The sequence below is a fragment of the Plantibacter flavus genome, assembly GCF_002024505.1.
GTDB classification, from domain to species: Bacteria; Actinomycetota; Actinomycetes; order Actinomycetales; family Microbacteriaceae; genus Plantibacter; species Plantibacter flavus_A.
In genome coordinates this window covers 2,199,073-2,217,238 of the sequence record NZ_CP019402.1, presented here as the reverse complement: position 1 = coordinate 2,217,238, position 18,166 = coordinate 2,199,073, and the positions used below count along the sequence as shown (strand labels likewise).

Genomic DNA, 18,166 nt, shown 5'->3' with positions numbered 1-18,166 from the left:
TCAGCCCGCCTTGCGGCTGCCGCCGGCCTCTGCCTCGAACAGTTCGTTCAGGAAGAAGCCCGTGTGGCTGCCGGGGACCGTCGCGAGGTGCTCGGGTGTTCCGGTGGCGAGGACCGTCCCGCCACCGGCTCCACCCTCGGGGCCCATGTCGATGAGCCAGTCGGCGGACTTGATGACGTCGAGGTTGTGCTCGATCACGATGACCGTGTTGCCCTTGTCGACGAGCCCGCCGAGGACGAGCAGCAGCTTCCGGACGTCTTCGAAGTGCAGACCCGTGGTCGGCTCGTCGAGGACGTAGACGCTGCGCCCGTTGCTCCGCCGCTGCAGCTCCGTCGCGAGCTTGACGCGTTGGGCTTCGCCGCCGGACAGGGTCGTGGCGCTCTGGCCGAGACGGACATAGCCCAGGCCGACCTCGACGAGCGTCTTGAGGAACCGGTGGATCGAGGAGATCGGCTCGAAGAAGTCGGCAGCCTCGGCGATCGGCATGTCAAGCACCTCGGCGATGTTCTTGCCCTTGTAGTGGATGGTCAGGGTGTCGCGGTTGTACCGCGCTCCCCCGCACACCTCGCAGGCGACGTAGACGTCGGGCAGGAAGTTCATCTCGATCTTGATCGTGCCGTCGCCCGAGCAGGCCTCACAGCGGCCGCCCTTGACGTTGAAGCTGAACCGCCCGGCGAGGTAGCCGCGGACCTTGGCCTCCTGCGTCTCCGCGAAGAGGTTGCGGATCTTGTCGAAGACGCCGGTGTACGTGGCGGGGTTCGAGCGAGGGGTGCGGCCGATGGGCGCCTGGTCGACGTGGACCACCTTGTCGAGGTGCTCCAGACCCGTGACCCTGGTGTGCTTGCCGGGCAGCTTGCGCGCGCCGTTCAGCTTGTTCGCCAGGACCCGGTACAGGACGTCGTTGACCAGCGAGGACTTCCCGGAGCCGCTCACGCCGGTGACGGCGGTGAGGACTCCGAGCGGGAAGTCCGCGCTGACCTTCTTCAGGTTGTTCGCCTGCGCTCCGATCACCTGGATCTGACGCTTCGTGTCGATCGGGCGACGCTTCGCCGGGATCTCGATGGCCTTGCGGCCGGAGAGGTAGTCACCGGTGAGGGACTCGGTGTTGGCCTCGAGCGCCTCGTACGATCCGGAGTGCACGACACGGCCGCCGTTGACGCCCGCGCCGGGACCGATGTCGACGATCCAGTCGGCGGTGCGGATGGTGTCCTCGTCGTGCTCGACGACGATCAGCGTGTTGCCGAGGTCGCGGAGGGCGACGAGGGTCTCGATGAGTCGGCGGTTGTCGCGCTGGTGCAGGCCGATGCTCGGTTCGTCGAGGACGTAGAGCACGCCGGTGAGGCCCGAGCCGATCTGCGTCGCGAGGCGGATGCGCTGCGCCTCACCACCCGAGAGGGAGCCGGCGGTCCTGGCCAGGTCGAGGTAGTTGAGCCCGACCTGGATGAGGAAGTCGAGACGCACCTTGATCTCACGGAGCACCTGCGCCGCGATGTGGGCCTCGCGGTCGCTCAGTTCGAGGCGGTCCATGAACTTCCGGGCGTCGGAGAGGCTCAGCTCGGCGACCTCCGCGATGCTGTGATCGTGGATCAGGACCGAGAGCACCTCGGGCTTCAGGCGACGACCGCCGCAGACCTGGCACGGGACTTCGCGCAGGTACTCCGACCACCGCACCCGTTGGCTGTCGGTGTCGGCCTGGAGGTACTGCCGCTCGATGTAGGGGATGACGCCCTCGAAGCCCGAGGAGTAGCTCATCTCACGGCCGAAGCGGTTCTTCCACTTGACCTTGACCTTGAAGTTGTCGCCGCGGAGTACCGCCTCCTGGACCTTGGAGGGCAGGTCGCGCCAGGGGGTGTCGAGCGAGAAGTCGAGGTCGCGGGCCAGCCCGTCGAGCAGCTTCTCGTAGTACTGGTAGAGCCCCTTGCCCTGCGTGGTCCAGGGCACGATGACGCCCTCGTTGATGCTGAGTTCCTCGTCGCCGAGGAGCAGCTCCGCGTCGACCGACATGCGCGTGCCGAGGCCGGAGCACTCCGGGCAGGCACCGAACGGGGCGTTGAACGAGAACGTCCGCGGCTCGATCTCGGTCAGCTGCAGCGGGTGGTTGTTCGGGCAGGAGAGCTTCTCGGAGAAGGTGCGCCAGGCTTCGTCGCCCTCCTCGTCGACGAAGTTGATCGTCACGAGGCCGTCGGTGAGCTGCAGTGCCGTCTCGAGGGAGTCCGTCAGGCGGCCGAGGATCTCGGGCCCGGCGACGAGGCGGTCGACGACGACCGCGATGTCGTGCTTGACCTGCTTCTTGAGCGTCGGCGGCTCCGCCAGCTGGATCGCCTCGCCGTCGACGATGGCGCGTGCGAAGCCCTTGGCCGAGAGCTCCTTGAAGAGGTCGACGAACTCGCCCTTCTTCTGGCTCACGACGGGGGCGACGATCTGGTACCGGCGTCGCTCCTCGAGCTCCATCAGCTGGTCGGCGATCTGCTGCACCGTCTGGCGTTGGATGACCTCGCCGCAGACCGGGCAGTGCGGGACCCCGATGCGCGCCCAGAGCAGCCGCATGTAGTCGTAGACCTCGGTGATCGTCCCGACGGTCGACCGCGGGTTGCGGTTCGTGGACTTCTGGTCGATCGAGACCGCAGGGCTCAGGCCCTCGATGAAGTCGACGTCCGGGCGGTCGACCTGACCGAGGAACTGGCGGGCGTACGCCGAGAGCGACTCGACGTAGCGTCGCTGGCCCTCGGCGAAGATCGTGTCGAAGGCGAGCGAGGACTTCCCCGAGCCCGAAAGACCCGTGAAGACGACGAGCGAGTCGCGTGGGATCTCGAGGTCGACGTTCTGAAGATTGTGGACGCGGGCACCGCGGACGCTGAGCGTGGAGTGGTGATCTACCTTGGCAATTGACACCCTTCGAGTCTACGCAGCACCACCGACACCGGACTCCCGAGCGGTGTCTGTGGTACTGCGCTCTCAGCGAAGCGGCGGACTAGATGTGCCCGGCCTTGGCCATCTGTCGGAGTTCCTGCTTGAGTTCGGAGACCTCGTCGCGGAGGCGGCCGGCGAGTTCGAACTTGAGTTCGGCCGCGGCGGCCAGCATCTGGGCGTTGAGGTCGGCGATGATCGACTCCAGGTCGTTCGCGCCCTCGGCGGCGATGCCCTCCCGACGCAGGTTCGGCGTCGGACTCTTCTTCTTGCCGTTGTCGCGTCCGGCGAGCAACGCCGCGGTGTCCGCACCTTCTCGGGCGAGCGCCTCGGTGATGTCGGCGATGCGCTTGCGCAACGGCTGCGGATCGATGCCGCGCTCCTCGTTGTAGGCGATCTGCTTCTCCCGGCGACGGTCCGTCTCCTCGATCGCGCGCTTCATCGAGTCGGTCAGGACGTCGGCGTACATGTGGACCTCGCCGGACACGTTGCGGGCGGCACGACCGATGGTCTGGATGAGCGAGGTCGACGAGCGGAGGAAGCCCTCCTTGTCGGCGTCGAGGATCGCCACGAGCGAGACCTCCGGGAGGTCGAGCCCCTCGCGCAGCAGGTTGATGCCGATGAGGACGTCGTAGACGCCCTGCCGGAGTTCGCTCAGCAGCTCGACCCGCCGGAGGGTGTCGACGTCGGAGTGCAGGTAGCGGACGCGCACGCCGGCCTCCGTCAGGAAGTCGGTGAGCTCCTCCGCCATCTTCTTGGTGAGGGTGGTCACGAGGACGCGCTCGTCGCGTTCGGCGCGGACCCGGATCTCCTCGAGGAGGTCGTCGATCTGGCCGTTGGAGGGCTTCACGATGATCGCCGGGTCGACGAGGCCGGTCGGGCGGATGATCTGCTCGACGATGCCGTCCGCGATGCCCATCTCGTACTTGCCCGGCGTCGCCGAGAGGTACACCGTCTGGCCGACGCGGTTCTTGAACTCGTCCCACCGGAGCGGGCGGTTGTCCATCGCGCTCGGGAGTCGGAACCCGTGCTCGACCAGGGTGCGCTTGCGGGAGGCGTCGCCCTCGAACATCGCGCCGATCTGCGGAACGGTGACATGCGACTCGTCGATGACGGTGAGGAAGTCGTCTGGGAAGTAGTCGAGGAGGCAGTTCGGTGCCTCGCCGGCCGAGCGGCCGTCGATGTGGCGCGAGTAGTTCTCGATGCCGGAGCAGAAGCCGATCTGCTGCATCATCTCGAGGTCGAAGGTGGTGCGCATGCGGAGTCGCTGCGCCTCGAGGAGCTTGCCCTCGCGTTCGAGCGACTGGAGCCGCTCCGCCAGTTCTTCCTGGATGGTGCCGATGGCGCGCTGGATCGTCTGCGGGCTGGCGGCGTAGTGGGAGGCCGGGAACACCGACACCGCGTCGAGCCTCTTCACGACGTCGCCGGTGAGCGGGTGCAGGGCGTAGAGGGCCTCGATCTCGTCGCCGAAGAACTCGATGCGGATCGCGAGCTCCTCGTAGACCGGGATGATCTCGATGGTGTCGCCGCGCACACGGAAGTTGCCGCGCGAGAAGTCGACGTCGTTGCGGTTGTACTGCATGCCGACGAACTTGCGGATGAGGCGGTCGCGCCCGATGTTCTGCCCGACCTGCAGCGCCGCCATCGCCTCCAGGTACTCCTCCGCCGCACCGAGACCGTAGATGCACGACACGGTCGACACGACGATGACGTCGCGACGGCTCAGCAGCGAGTTGGTGGTCGAGTGCCGCAGCCGCTCGACCTCGGCGTTGATGGACGAGTCCTTCTCGATGAAGGTGTCGGTCTGTGGGACGTACGCCTCGGGCTGGTAGTAGTCGTAGTAGGAGACGAAGTACTCGACCGCGTTGTTCGGCATGAGTTCGCGGAACTCGTTCGCCAGCTGGGCCGCGAGGGTCTTGTTGTGCGCCAGGACGAGCGTCGGGCGCTGGACGGCTTCGATGAGCCAGGCGGTCGTCGCGGACTTACCGGTACCGGTGGCACCCAGGAGGACGACATCGGTCTCGCCGGCGTTGATGCGCCCGGACAGCTGCTCGATGGCGGCGGGCTGATCGCCGCTCGGCTCGTACTCGCTGATCACCTCGAAGGGGCGGACGGCGCGTGTTGGTTCCATGCTCCGAGTCTACGGAGGACCACCGACACCGCCGCCCCGCTTCGCCCACAGCGGAGCGGGGCGGCGCGCTCAGACGCCGTCCTGGCGGTCGGGCGCCGGTACGGCCATCGCGGCGGCGCGGTGCCAGACCGCGTCGACCTGGCTGAGGGTGTGCTCGAGCGAGCCGGAAGTGTCGATCACCACGTCGGCGACGGCTGCGCGCTGCTCCTCGGTCGCTTGGGCCGCGATGCGTCGTTCCGCCTCGCCCCGGTCGAGCCCGCGGAGGTCGACGAGCCGACGGGCACGCTCCCCCTCCGGAGCTGCGGCGACGACCACGAGGTCGAACTCGTCGGCGCGGCCGGTCTCGACGAGCAGCGGGACATCGTAGACGACGACGGCACCGGGGTCGTTCGAGGCTTCGGCGATCCGGGCCTGTGAACGCCGTTTGACCTCCGGGTGCACGATGGCGTTGAGGTCGGCCCGCGCCTGGTCGTCGGCGAAGACGATCGAGCCGAGCGCCGCGCGGTCGAGTGCTCCGTCGGGCCCGATCACGTCGGCACCGAAGCGCTCCGCGATGGCGGCCAGTCCCGGGGTCCCCGGCTCGACGGCCTCTCGTGAGAGGACGTCCGCGTCGATGACGACGGCGCCGTGTTCAGCGAGCCGGGCCGCGATGGTCGATTTGCCGGAGGCGATCCCGCCGGTGAGGCCGATGAGGTACATATCAGCCAGCGTACCCGCGGAGCGTGCAGCGCCTTCGACGAGCGCCCCTCGCACAACGCAGCAGGGGGCCGCCCGAAGGCGACCCCCTGCTGGACACCGACGCTGGTCGGTGCTGATGGGACTAGTTGCTCGAGAGCTTCTCGCGGAGGGCCGCGAGGGACTCGTCGTCAGCGAGCGTGCCGCCGCCGGCGGAGTCGCTCGAGAACGAGGAACCGGCCGACGAGGACGCGGTCGAGGAGGAAGCCTGGTTGGCCTCTTCGACGGCTGCGGCAGCGACCTGCTTCTTGTGCGCTTCCCAACGAGCCTGGGCGGCAGCGTAGTCCTGCTCCCACTTCTCGCGCTCGGCGTCGAAGCCTTCCTTCCACTCCTGCGTCTCGGCGTCGAAGCCCTCGGGGTACTTGTAGTTCCCGAGCTCGTCGTACTCCGTGAGCATGCCGTAGAGGGCCGGGTCGAACTCGGTGCCCTCGGGGTCGACACCCTCGTTGGCCTGCTTGAGGCTCAGCGAGATACGGCGACGCTCGAGGTCGATGTCGATGACCTTGACGAAGACCTCTTCGCCGACCGACACGACCTGCTCGGCGAGCTCGACGTGCTTGCCGGAGAGCTCCGAGATGTGCACGAGGCCCTCGATGCCGTCTGCGACGCGGACGAACGCACCGAACGGGACGAGCTTGGTGACCTTACCCGGTGCAACCTGGCCGATGGCGTGGGTGCGGGCGAAGACCTGCCACGGGTCCTCCTGGGTCGCCTTGAGCGACAGCGAGACGCGCTCGCGGTCCAGGTCGACCTCGAGGATCTCGACGGTGACTTCCTGACCGACCTCGACGACCTCGCTGGCGTGCTCGATGTGCTTCCAGCTGAGCTCGGAGACGTGGACCAGACCGTCGACGCCGCCGAGGTCGACGAACGCGCCGAAGTTGACGATCGAGGAGACGACGCCCTTGCGGACCTGTCCCTTCTGGAGGTTGTTGAGGAAGGTGGTGCGGCTCTCGGACTGCGTCTGCTCGAGGAGCGCACGGCGCGACAGGACCACGTTGTTGCGGTTCTTGTCGAGCTCGAGGATCTTCGCCTCGATCTCCTGGCCGAGGTACGGCGTGAGGTCGCGGACGCGGCGCAGCTCGATGAGCGAAGCCGGGAGGAAGCCACGGAGGCCGATGTCGACGATGAGGCCGCCCTTGACGACCTCGATGACCGAACCGGTGACGACGCCGTCGGATTCCTTGATCTTCTCCACGTCGCCCCAAGCACGCTCGTACTGCGCGCGCTTCTTCGACAGGATCAGACGGCCTTCCTTGTCCTCCTTCTGGAGAACGAGAGCCTCGATCGTGTCGCCGACGTTGACGACCTCGGAGGGGTCGACGTCGTGCTTGATGGAGAGTTCACGCGAGGGGATGACACCCTCGGTCTTGTAGCCGACGTCGAGGAGGACCTCGTCGCGGTCGATCTTCACGACGGTGCCCTCGATGAGGTCGCCGTCGTTGAAGAACTTCAGAGTCTTTTCGACCGCTGCGAGGAAGTCCTCAGCAGATCCGATGTCGTTGATTGCGACCTGCTTGGGGGCGGTCGTTGCGCTTGTCATGTAGTAATTGCTCCAGGTGGACAATGATTCAGGCCGGCCTCGCGCACGGCTCCGGACCCGTGGATGACCACGGACGTTGATCGAAGCGATGCTGTTGTGTGAACCGATCCGGGGATCGGTGTCGCTCTGCGAGACGGGCAGGCGGATAGGACGTCACAATTGTGACAGTCCAGTCTAGCGATTTTCCGGGTCTGCAGGCAAGCCGCGGTCGGAGAGGATGTCCCGCAGCGCTGGATCGAGCGTCGGGTGCTCGAACCGGTAGCCCGCCTGCAGCAGCCGCTCCGGCATCGCCCAGCGACTCTTCAGGACCAGCTCGCTCTCGGTCCGCAGGACGGACATCCCGATCTCCAGCAACCAGCGGGGTGCGGGGAGGCCGACCGGCATCCCGAGCACGTACCGCACGGTCCGCATGAATCCGCGGTTGTCGGTGGGGTTCGGTGACGTCACGTTGACGACGCCGTCGAGTTCGGGATGGCCACGGAGGAACCGGACGATCCCGATGACGTCGTCCAGGTGGATCCAGCTGAACCGCTGCCGCCCGCCCGGCGTCCCGAACCGGTGATCCGTGCCGGCGGCACGACGCGATCGGGAAGTGGGCCAGTGACCGTCCAGTTGGGGTCCGCCGAGGCCGAGACGCGCCAACCACCTGAGCGGGGTGAGTGCTCCGCCGTCCCCCAGGACGATCGCGATGCGGAGGGCGACCCGTCGTGTCCCGGGCAGCTCGTCCGCGAAGAACGCCTGCTCCCAGGCGGTCGCGACGTCGACGGAGAACCCGGAACCGATCTCACCGTCGGCCTCCGTCATCGGGCGGTCGTCGGCATGGCGGTAGATCGTGGCGGTCGACGAATTGATCCAGAGCGGCGGAGGCGAAACGGCTGCACGCACCGCCCGCGCCAGCTCCGTCGTCGTGTCCACGCGGGATCGGAGGATCTCGGCGCGGTTCGACGGGGTGTAGCGACAGTTCACGCTCTTCCCGGCGAGGTTGACCAGGAGGTCCGCGCCGTCGACCAGCCGGGCGATGCCCGCGTGGTCACCCCATCGCGCGTCGGCGGCACCACGCCCGATGACGGATACGGTGGCGCCGTCGGCCCGGAACGACTCGACCAGACGACGCCCGATGAACCCGGACGCGCCGGCGACGACGATCCGTTCAGCCGTCATCCGAGCATCGCCGTCCGCAGCGTGTCGAGCCCGACGCCACCGAGGTCCAGTGCCCGACGGTGGAAGTCCTTGATGTCGAAGGCGTCTCCGGCGCGGCCGGCCGCGTCGTCGCGGAGCTGTTCCCAGATGCGCTGGCCGATCTTGTACGAGGGCGCCTGGCCGGGCCAACCGAGGTACCGGTTGACCTCGAACCGGACGAACTCCGGCGACATGTTGACGTTGCGACCCATGAAGTCGAAGGCGTACTCGGCGGTCCAGGTCCCGCTGCCGTCCGGAAGCGGCTTGCCGAGGTGTACGCCGATGTCGAGGACGACGCGGGCCGCGCGCATCCGCTGACCGTCGAGCATGCCCAGGCGGTCCGCCGGGTCGTCGAGGTATCCGAGCTGTTCCATCAGGCGCTCGGCGTAGAGCGCCCATCCCTCGGCGTGGCCGGAGGTGCCGGCGAGCTGTCGGCGCCAGAGGTTGAGCGTCTTCCGGTTGACGACGGCCTGCCCGATCTGCAGGTGATGTCCTGGCACACCCTCGTGGTAGACGGTCGTGAGCTCGCGCCACGTGTCGAACTCGGTGACGCCGGCGGGGACGGACCACCACATGCGGCCAGGGCGTGAGAAGTCGTCCGTCGGGCCGGTGTAGTAGATCCCGCCCTCCTGCGTCGGCGCGATCATGCACTCGAGCGCGCGGATCTCCTGCGGGATGTCGAAGTGCGTGCGCCCCAGCTCCTCGACCGCACGGTCACTCGTCTCCTGCATCCACCGCTGGAGCGCGTCGGTGCCGTGCAGCTTGCGCGCCGGATCCTGTTCGAGGAATGCGACCGCCTCCTCGACGGACGCGCCGGGGAGGATCTCGTTCGCGATCGCCTCCTGCTCCGACACCATGCGCGCCAGTTCCTCGATGCCCCACTCGTAGCTCTCGTCGAGGTCGACCGTCGCGCCGAGGAAGCGGCGGGACTGCAGCGCGTAGAGCTCGCGGCCGATGGCGTCCTCCTGGGTCGCAGCAGGCAGCAGTTCGTGCGCGAGGAAGTCCGCCAGGCGGTTGTAGGCGACGGCTGCGGCGCCGGCACCAGTCGAGAGTTCGGCGGCGAGGGATGCCGGGAGCTGCCCGTCCGCCGGTCCGGCGTTGGCGGCGAAACCGATGAAGAACCCGTCGTCGGCGCCGGTGCGGAGGACCTGCTCGTACACCTCGGCCACCTGGCGGCCTGCCGGGGTGATCCCACGGGAGATGCCCTCGCGCAGGGTCTCGATGTACCCGTCGACCGCGTCCGGCAACGCGCCGAGGCGGGTCCGGATGGTGCTCCAGTCCTCGACCGTCGCGGTCGGCATCAGGTCGAAGACGTCGCGCAGTTCCTGCGACGGCGACGCGATCACGTTGAGGTCGCGGTACTGGAGACCGGCGTCCGACGAGGCGAGGTCGAGCTCCAGTTCCGCCGAGAGGTCGGTCTGGGTGACGCGGTCGACGGCGTCGACCGGTGCGGCGGACCGCAGCTCGCGAAGCGTGCGCGACGCGGCTTCGACGTACGCCTCGTGCCCGGCCGGCGAGTAGTCGCCGTACCGTCCGCCGACGTCCGTGCGGCCGATGTAGGTGCCGACCTCCGGCTTCAGCTGGACGAGGGTCTCCACCCAGCTCTCGGCGATGGCGTCGATCGGTGTGCTCTGACGAAGTTCTTCGTGGGACATGACGACGAGCCTAGTCCGCACCCGTCCGCCGCCCGGGTGCGGACCCGCAGGGCGCGCTCAGTGGGCTGCGGCGTCCCAGTCGTGACCGCGGCCGATCTGGACCTCCAGCGGTACCGACAGTTCGGCGGCACCGGCCATCTGTGCTCGGACGATGCGCTCCAGGGCGTCCCACTCCCCCTCGGCGACCTCGAAGATCAGTTCGTCGTGCACCTGCAGCATCATCTGCGAGCTGAGGGATTCGGAGCGCAGCTCAGACTCGATGCCGATCATGGCGCGTTTCATGATGTCGGCGGCCGAACCCTGGATCGGGGCGTTCAGCGCCTGGCGTTCGGCGTTCTCCCTGACCAGTCGGTTGGGGCTCGAGAGCTCGGGGAAGAGCCTGCGACGACCGAAGATCGTCTCGGTGTAGCCGTCGAGTTTGGCCTGCTCGACGACGTTGCGCAGGTAGTCGCGGACCGCACCGAAGCGCTCGAAGTAGTCGATCATGAGCTGCTTCGCCTCAGCGCTCGAGATCCGCAGCTGCTTCGAGAGCCCGAACGCACTCAAGCCGTAGGCGAGTCCGTACGACATCGCCTTGACCTTGTTGCGCATCGCGGGGGTCACGTCCTCGGCGGCGACGCCGAAGATGCGCGCGCCGACGAAACGGTGGAGGTCCTCGCCGGACTTGAACGCTTCGATGAGGCCGGCATCGCCGGAGAGGTGCGCCATGATCCGCATCTCGATCTGCGAGTAGTCGGCGGTCAGCAGGGTCTCGTACCCGGAGCCGGCTTGGAAGGCGGCGCGGATGCGGCGTCCCTCCTCGGTGCGCACGGGGATGTTCTGCAGGTTCGGGTCGGTCGAGGAGATCCGACCGGTGCTGGTCCCGATCTGGACGTACGTCGTGTGGATGCGGCCGTCGGGCGTGATCGCCTTGTCGAGGGTCTCCACGATCTGGCGGAGCTTCGTCGCATCGCGGTGCTCGAGGAGGAGCCCGAGGAACGGGTGCGGGCTCTTCTCCTGGAGATCGGCCAGGGCGCCGGCGTCGGTCGAAAAGCCCGTCTTGTTGGCGCGTGTCTTCGGCATGGCGAGCTGGTCGAAGAGGACCTCCTGCAGCTGCTTCGGTGATCCGAGGTTGACCTCGCGGCCGATCTCCGCATACGCGTTGCTCGCGAGCTCCGCAGCCCGGTTCCCGAGCTGCTCGGACAGGCCGCTCAGGATGTCGTGGTCGACCGTCACCCCGGTGAGCTCCATGTGGGCCAGCACCTGGAGGACCGGCAGTTCCATGTCGAGCAGCACGCCGAGCGACCCGGCGTCGAGCGCCGTGCGAGTGGCCTCGGCGACCCGGAGGGCGTACCAGGCGGTGCCGCCGGCACCGACGGGGTCGGTCTCGGGGACGAGCTGGTTCGGGTCGGCGACGGGCATCGTCTCGTCGAGATAGCGCGTGATGAGGTCGGCGATCGTCTTGTCGCCGCCGCTCGGACGCAGGAGCCAGCCGGCGACCGCGGTGTCGTAGCCGAGACCGTCGACCGTCAGGCCGGCGCGCGTGACCGCCTGGAGCTGCGGCTTGGCGTCGTGCATGATCTTCGGGGCGTCGCTCGCCAACCACGCCTCGAGCGGGGCGTAGTCGGCCTCACCGGGACGCCAGGCGAGCGAGACGATCTCCGTGGGGGTCGCGAGGCCGGCTGCGACCGGAAGGCCTCCGTCGAGGTCGAGGTGGAGACCGATCCCGGCGGGATGTGCGGCGACGGCACGGGTGATCCACGCCTCGAGCTCTTCGTCGAGCAGCTCCTTCTGCGGTGGCATGACCACGCCGCCCGCCTGCGGTGCGGACACATCCGTGTTGGCCTCGAGTCCGTCGAGTTTGAGGACCCGATCGAGCAGCGTGCGGAACTCGAGCCGCCCGAAGACGGCCGCCACCGCGTCCGCGTCGATCGGTCGGCGTTCGAGGTCCTTCGGTCCGACGGACAGTTCGACGTCGGTGAGGAGCCGGTTGAGGCGGCGGTTGCGGACTGCGTTCTCCTTGTGCTCGCGGAGGCTCTCCCCCACCTTGCCGGTGATCTCGTCGGCGCGCTCGAGGATCTGCTCGAGGGAGCCGAACTGGTTGAGCCACTTCACGGCGGTCTTCTCGCCGACCTTCGGGATGCCCGGGAGGTTGTCGCTCGTCTCGCCGACGAGCGCCGCGATCTCCGGGTACTGCTCAGGGCGGATGCCGTAGCGCTCGAAGACCTTGGCGCCGTCGTACCGGGTGAGCGCGGAGACGCCCTGGCTCGACGGGTACAGCAGGGTGACGTCGTCGGTGACGAGCTGGATGGTGTCGCGGTCGCCGGAGACGACGAGCACGCGGAAGCCGTCCTCAGCGCCCTGCTTGGCGAGGGTGGCGAGGATGTCGTCGGCCTCGTAGTCCTCTTTGCTGATCGTCGTGATGTTCATCGCCTTGAGCGCCTCTTCGAGCAGTGGCACCTGTCCCTTGAACTCCGCCGGGGTCTCACCGCGCGTGCCCTTGTACTCGGGGTACTCGCGGGTGCGGAAGGAACGGCGCGAGATGTCGAAGGCCACGGCGATGTGGCTCGGGTTCTCGTTCTTGAGCAGGCTGATCAGCATGGAGATGAAGCCGTGGATGGCGTTCGTGTGCTGACCGTCGCGGGTTTGGAAGCTGTCGACCGGCAGGGCGTAGAACGCCCGGAATGCGAGCGAGTGGCCGTCGACGACGAGGAGGGTAGGCTTTTCTGATTCCGACACGCGCCCAGCCTACAAGCCGGTGCCGACACGGCTCAGGCCCGATCCGAAGGTGGACATGACGAACGAGACCGACGACGCACTCGAGTTCCTGCGGACGAGGGGCAGCGGCGCACTCGCCGCCAAGATGGGCATCGAGTTCACCGAGTTCACGGTGCAGCGATCCGTCGCCACCATGCCCGTCGAGGGCAACACCCAACCCGCGATGCTGCTGCACGGCGGGGCGTACGTCGTGCTCGGCGAGTCCCTCGGCTCGATGGCCGCCAACCTCTTCGCGGGCCCGGGCAAGCTCGCCGTCGGCATCGACATCAACGCGACGCACACCAGGTCCGCCACCGAGGGCCTCGTGACGGGTGTCTGCACCCCGATCCACCTCGGCCGCTCGCTCACCGTGCACGAGATCGCCGTCACCGACGAGCAGGGACGACGGTGCTCCACGATCCGCATCACGAACCTCATCAAGGACGCACCGACCGCCTGACGAGCCCGGCACCGAACACAGCGGAGCGGCCCGCCCCGAGGGGACGGGCCGCTCTTGCGACGAGGGAGGAGCGCTACTTCTTGGCGCTGAGCTGCTCGATGATGGCCTGCGCGACATCGTGCATGGTGAGGCGACGGTCCATGGAGGCCTTCTGGATCCAGCGGAACGCCTCGGGCTCGGTGAGGCCCATCTTCTCGTTGAGGAGGCCCTTCGCCCGGTCGACGAGCTTGCGGGTCTCGAAGCGCTCGACCATGTCGGCGACCTCGGCTTCGAGGGTGATGATCTGCTGGTAGCGCGAGAGGGCGATCTCGATCGCGGGAAGGAGGTCGTTCGGCGTGAACGGCTTCACGACGTAGGCGAGGGCGCCTGCCTCGCTCGCCCGCTCGACGAGCTCCTTCTGGCTGAAGGCCGTGAGGAGGACCACCGGGGCGATGTGCGCCTTACCGATGCGCTCGGCCGCGGAGATGCCGTCGAGCTGAGGCATCTTGACGTCCATGATCACGAGATCCGGACGGAGTTCCGTCGCGAGGGCGACAGCGGTCTCGCCGTCGCCGGCCTCGCCGACGACCTCGAAACCGTTGTCGCGGAGGATCTCGACGATGTCGAGGCGGATGAGGGATTCGTCCTCAGCGACGACGACGCGCCGTGGGGCTGCGGGAGGGGTCTCTTGCTCGGTCACCCTCAAATCCTACGGTACTCTGATGCAGGTTGCTGTTCGCCGTGCGGCGGACGCGCCGGTGTGGCGGAATGGCAGACGCGGAGCACTCAAAATGCTTTGTCGAAAGACGTGTGGGTTCGAGTCCCACCACCGGTACCAGGAACGAGCTGATGGCCCACCGGGTGCACTCGACCTGCCGACACGATGGGACCCGACACCATGACCGCAGAGCACACCGACCCGCGCCAGGACGTCCACGACGCCAGCACCGACGACCGGCTCCAGGGCATCCTGGTGCAGGTCGCAGCAGACCGGTCCCTCACCCCGGACCTCGACGTCCGGGCAGCGCTGGCGGACCGTCTCAGCGACCAGGGCATCGACGTCGACGCCGCCGAGCTCGACCGTCTCGTCGGCTCACTGCCGGGTCAGCCCGGCGAGGAGCCCGGACCGTTCCTCACGGACGGCGCGACCTCGGCCGACGACGCGAACTGATCAGAAGCCGCGCTCGACGGCGGCGGCCGGACCGTCGGCCTCCGTCGTCAGCTCCGGTCCGCCGACGGCGTCGCCCGTCCAGGTGTCGACCCGCCAACCGGTCGTCGTGTCCCCGTCGACGATGATGACGCCCGTGTTCGTGATGGGGTGCGTGCCGATGAAGTGTCCGTCGACGTTCGCCCCGCGCAGCCCGAGCCAGGACCGGAGCATCGCTCCGTGGCTCACGACCATCACGCTCTCCAGTCCGGAGCCCTCGAGCTCCTCGATCACGGCGTCGAAGCGCGCGAACACCTCGTGGCCGTTCTCGCCGCCCGGCATCCGGGTGTCGAGGTCGCCCATCGCCCACGCCACGATGGTGTCGATGTAGACCTGGACGGCCTCGGGCGACCCGAGCATCTCGTTGTCGCCGGCGCTGATCTCCCGGAGTCCGTCACGGACGATCACGGGAAGCCCGCTGACGTCGGCGACGGGTGCGGCGGTCTGTTGCGCCCGCACCGCGGTGGAGGCGTAGACCGCGTCGATCCGCTCCCCCACGAGCGCTTTGGGGAGGGCGGCCGCCTGCGTCTCGCCGAGTTCGGTGAGGACGGCCCCAGGGATCGCGGTGTCGAGCAGGCCGGCGACGTTGGACGAGGTCTGACCGTGTCTGATGAGGATGAGGCGCATACCTCCAGGGTAGGCGAGCGACCGGAGGGCGGTCATCTCCCGGTGCGGAGTGTGTCGGGATCAGCTGCGCGGGGTCCACTGCGGTTCGGCGCTCCCCAGGACCGCCGCCGGGGATGCGTGATCGTCGAAGGCGCTGAGCGCGGGGCGGGCCGTCGTCACCGCACCGTGGGTCACCAGGCACCGCGCTCTCGGGAGATCGGACGGCGGGCGTTCCTCGGATCGTGGCAGTCGCTGGAGCGCCGCACCGACGCGCGCGAGCGACACCGACGACCGGCCGGCATCACCGCCGCCGACGACCGCCGCCACGTCGTCGACGATGGCCGCCGCCAGCAGGTATCCCGCGCTGTGGTCGAGCGCCTGAGCCGGCAGGGCACCCGGGGCGCCGTCATCGCCCTCGACCAGCGCGATGCCCGTGGCGGCCTGGACCAGGCTGTCGAAACCGCGTCGATCACCCCAGGGCCCCGTCGTACCCCAGGCGTCGACGGAGCCGGTGACCAGACCGTCGCGACCTCGCAGACCGAGGCGTTCGAGGGCGTGTGGCCGGTACCCCGTCACCAGGATGTCGGCCTCGTCGCACAGCGTCTGCAGTGTCGCGAGGCCACGCGGCGTCGACGCGTCGAGGGTGGCCGTCCGCTTCCCCTGGCCGCTGTCGGTGTGCTGCCAGGGGATCTCGGGGACCTGGGGTGGATCCACGCGCAGGACGTCCGCGCCGAGGAGCGCGAGGGTCCTCGTGGACACGGGACCGGCGATCACCCGCGTCAGGTCGAGGACGCGGAGGCCGCGCAAGGGTTGCCGGCGCGTGGGCCGCACCCACGAGGCGATCCTCGAGCCGCTGGAGCCACCGTGGCGCCTGACGAGCGGTCCGTCACCGACCGAGGCCTGCGGTGTGGACGACCATTCGGTAGCGCTCCGGACGGCGACGAGCAGTGCGCCGACTCCGGCGGCCTCCGATTCCAGGTCGAGGGCCGAGCGGGAGGCGATCGCCGAGGCGAGCTCTGCGCGGGTGGCCTCGTCGCCGATCCCGAGCATGGCGCTCAGGCGGCGACGATGGTGGGGGTAGTTCGCGTGCGTGCGCACCCAGCCGTCGGCCGCGGCGAAGAAGCCGGACAGTGGCGCGAACGCGTCCACGGCTGCTCCGTCGATCCGCAACAGGCGGTCGCTCTGGTAGGCCGCGGCGATCCGCTCGAGGTCGAGAGCCGGGTGCATCGGCTCGTATCCGAGGGCGATGCGGAGTCGGTCGGCGGCATCCTCCACGGCACCGACGGCGACCGCGGCGAGCTCCAGGACAGCGAATCGGGAGGCCAGGAGTCCTGCCGCACCGGTCGCCTCACGGTCGACGCCTCCCGGCTCCAGGCCCACGGCGCTGCGGAGGGTGTCGTCGACGAGGACGGAACGGTTCATGGACATCAGGCTAGACCCACGGCGTCCGGAATCGCGGTGCCACCGCACACCCGGCGGACGACGAAGGCCGTGGTCCCCGTACGGGAGGACCACGGCCTTCGCTGCTGTCGACGACTAGAGGACGTCGCCCACCTTGTGGACGCGGATGTCGTTCGTCGTCCCGGGGATGCCGGGAGGGGAACCGGAGATGATGATGACCGGCTCACCGACGGCGGCCTTGCCCGTGGCGACGAGGACCTCGTCCACCTGGGCGACCATCTGGTCGGTGTGCGTCACGCGCTCGACGACGAAGGACTCAACGCCCCAGTTCAGCGCCATCCGACGACGGATGGCCGGGTCGGGCGTGAACGCCAGGATCGGGATCCGGTTGCGGAGACGGGCCATGCGGCGGACCGACTCCCCCGACTCCGTGAAGACGCAGAGGAACTTCGCCTCGACGAAGTCCGCCACCTCGACGGCCGCCAACGTGATCGCTCCGGCCTGGGTGCGCGGCTTCGTGCCGAGCGGCGGAACGCGGTCGAGACCGTGGATCTCGGTCGACTCGACGATCCGGGCCATGGTCTGGACCGTGATCACCGGGTAGGCGCCGACACTCGTCTCGCCACTGAGCATGACCGCGTCAGCACCGTCGAGCACCGCGTTCGCGACATCGGAGGTCTCCGCGCGGGTCGGGATGGGGCTGGAGATCATCGACTCGAGCATCTGCGTCGCGACGATGACCGGCTTCGCCATGCGGCGAGCGAGCTCCACCGCACGCTTCTGCACGATCGGGACGGCCTCGAGCGGGAGCTCGACACCGAGGTCGCCACGGGCGACCATGATCGCGTCGAACGCCTCGACGATGCCCTCGAGGTTCTCGACGGCCTGCGGCTTCTCGATCTTGGCGATCACGGGGACCTTGCGGCCCTCCTCCGCCATGATCTCGTGGACACGGTCGATGTCGGCTGCGTCGCGCACGAACGACAGGGCGATGAGGTCGGCGCCGAGACGCAGTCCCCAGCGGAGGTCCGCTTCGTCCTTCTCGCTGAGCGCGGGCACGTTGACGGCGACGCCGGGGAGGTTGATGCCCTTGTTGTTCGACACGGGGCCGGCGACGATGACGCGCGTGGTCACGACGGTGTCGTCCGCTTCAACGACCTCGACCTTGACCTTGCCGTCGTCGATCAGGAGGAAGTCGCCCGGCTTGACGTCCTGGGGCAGGCCCTTGAACGTCGTCGAGGAGATCTCCTTGGTGCCGAGGATGTCCTCGGTCGTGATCTTGAAGATGTCGCCGACGGCGAGGTCGTACGGGCCGCCCTCGAACTTGCCGAGGCGGATCTTCGGGCCCTGCAGGTCGACCAGGACGGCGACGGCACGGCCGGAGTCCTCGGTGGCCTTGCGCACGTTGGCGTAGATGGCCTCGTGCACGTCGTAGCTGCCGTGGCTCAGGTTCATCCGGGTGACATCGACCCCCGCATCGATGATGGCCCGGATGTTCTCATAGCTGGAGACTGCAGGCCCCAGCGTTGCGACGATCTTGGCTCGTCTCATGTGTGTGTGTTCTCCATGATTTCTGCGCGCGAGGCGCTTCGGTACTCACTGCTCGGCATGATGCGTCCGACGCTTG

At 68.4% G+C, this 18,166-nt stretch carries 13 protein-coding genes and 1 tRNA gene; 3 read left to right on the top strand and 11 right to left on the bottom strand.

From position 1 onward, the window contains the following. From uvrA to polA, 7 genes are all read right to left on the bottom strand, one after another. On the bottom strand, window positions 1-2,892 hold the full coding sequence (gene uvrA / locus BWO91_RS10375) for an excinuclease ABC subunit UvrA (protein WP_064296919.1): 2,892 nt from the start codon (window positions 2,890-2,892) through the stop codon (window positions 1-3). A 79-nt stretch (window positions 2,893-2,971) separates the two neighbouring features. Further along, window positions 2,972-5,038, bottom strand: coding sequence for an excinuclease ABC subunit UvrB (gene uvrB / locus BWO91_RS10370; RefSeq protein WP_064296918.1), 2,067 nt, complete (start codon window positions 5,036-5,038; stop codon window positions 2,972-2,974). Window positions 5,039-5,107: 69 nt separating this feature from the next. Beyond that, window positions 5,108-5,737 carry a dephospho-CoA kinase gene (gene coaE, locus BWO91_RS10365; RefSeq protein ID WP_071260194.1) on the bottom strand — a complete coding sequence of 210 codons (630 nt, stop codon included), beginning with the start codon at window positions 5,735-5,737 and terminating at the stop codon, window positions 5,108-5,110. A gap of 121 nt (window positions 5,738-5,858) precedes the next feature. After that, window positions 5,859-7,316: a 30S ribosomal protein S1 gene (gene rpsA / locus BWO91_RS10360; RefSeq protein ID WP_056005690.1), complete on the bottom strand. Its 1,458-nt coding sequence runs from the start codon at window positions 7,314-7,316 to the stop codon at window positions 5,859-5,861. A 174-nt stretch (window positions 7,317-7,490) separates the two neighbouring features. Then, on the bottom strand, window positions 7,491-8,477 hold the full coding sequence (locus BWO91_RS10355) for an epimerase (protein ID WP_079002524.1): 987 nt from the start codon (window positions 8,475-8,477) through the stop codon (window positions 7,491-7,493). Then, complete coding sequence (locus BWO91_RS10350) at window positions 8,474-10,150, bottom strand: DUF885 domain-containing protein (protein ID WP_079002523.1); 1,677 nt, start codon at window positions 10,148-10,150, stop codon at window positions 8,474-8,476. The genes BWO91_RS10355 and BWO91_RS10350 overlap by 4 nt, the downstream gene beginning before the upstream one ends. A 57-nt stretch (window positions 10,151-10,207) precedes the next feature. Then, entirely contained in the window at window positions 10,208-12,868 is a 2,661-nt protein-coding gene (gene polA, locus BWO91_RS10345; protein WP_079002522.1) for a DNA polymerase I, read from the bottom strand. A gap of 55 nt (window positions 12,869-12,923) precedes the next feature. On the opposite strand from polA, the gene BWO91_RS10340 reads away from it, so the two are divergent. Next, a complete protein-coding gene (locus tag BWO91_RS10340; RefSeq protein WP_079002521.1) occupies window positions 12,924-13,346 on the top strand; it encodes a hotdog fold thioesterase in 423 nt (140 codons plus the stop codon). A 73-nt stretch (window positions 13,347-13,419) separates the two neighbouring features. Here BWO91_RS10340 and BWO91_RS10335 read toward each other — a convergent pair whose 3' ends face one another. Continuing rightward, the gene (locus BWO91_RS10335; RefSeq protein ID WP_064296913.1) at window positions 13,420-14,025 is read right to left on the bottom strand and encodes an ANTAR domain-containing response regulator; all 606 of its coding nucleotides are present in this window, start codon (window positions 14,023-14,025) and stop codon (window positions 13,420-13,422) included. 54 nt (window positions 14,026-14,079) lie between these two features. Here BWO91_RS10335 and BWO91_RS10330 point away from each other — a divergent pair. Both BWO91_RS10330 and BWO91_RS10325 read left to right on the top strand, forming a co-directional pair. Then, window positions 14,080-14,163 (top strand) — tRNA-Leu (locus BWO91_RS10330). 60 nt (window positions 14,164-14,223) lie between these two features. Beyond that, the gene (locus BWO91_RS10325) at window positions 14,224-14,496 is read left to right on the top strand and encodes a hypothetical protein (RefSeq protein WP_124769355.1); all 273 of its coding nucleotides are present in this window, start codon (window positions 14,224-14,226) and stop codon (window positions 14,494-14,496) included. On the opposite strand, the gene BWO91_RS10320 is transcribed toward BWO91_RS10325, so the two are convergent. From BWO91_RS10320 to pyk, 3 genes are all read right to left on the bottom strand, one after another. After that, the gene (locus BWO91_RS10320) at window positions 14,497-15,159 is read right to left on the bottom strand and encodes a histidine phosphatase family protein (protein ID WP_079002520.1); all 663 of its coding nucleotides are present in this window, start codon (window positions 15,157-15,159) and stop codon (window positions 14,497-14,499) included. Between the two features lie 60 nt (window positions 15,160-15,219). Beyond that, window positions 15,220-16,560: a CoA transferase gene (locus tag BWO91_RS10315; protein WP_079003930.1), complete on the bottom strand. Its 1,341-nt coding sequence runs from the start codon at window positions 16,558-16,560 to the stop codon at window positions 15,220-15,222. A gap of 114 nt (window positions 16,561-16,674) precedes the next feature. Continuing rightward, entirely contained in the window at window positions 16,675-18,090 is a 1,416-nt protein-coding gene (gene pyk / locus BWO91_RS10310) for a pyruvate kinase (protein ID WP_064296910.1), read from the bottom strand. Window positions 18,091-18,166: the final 76 nt, after the last annotated feature.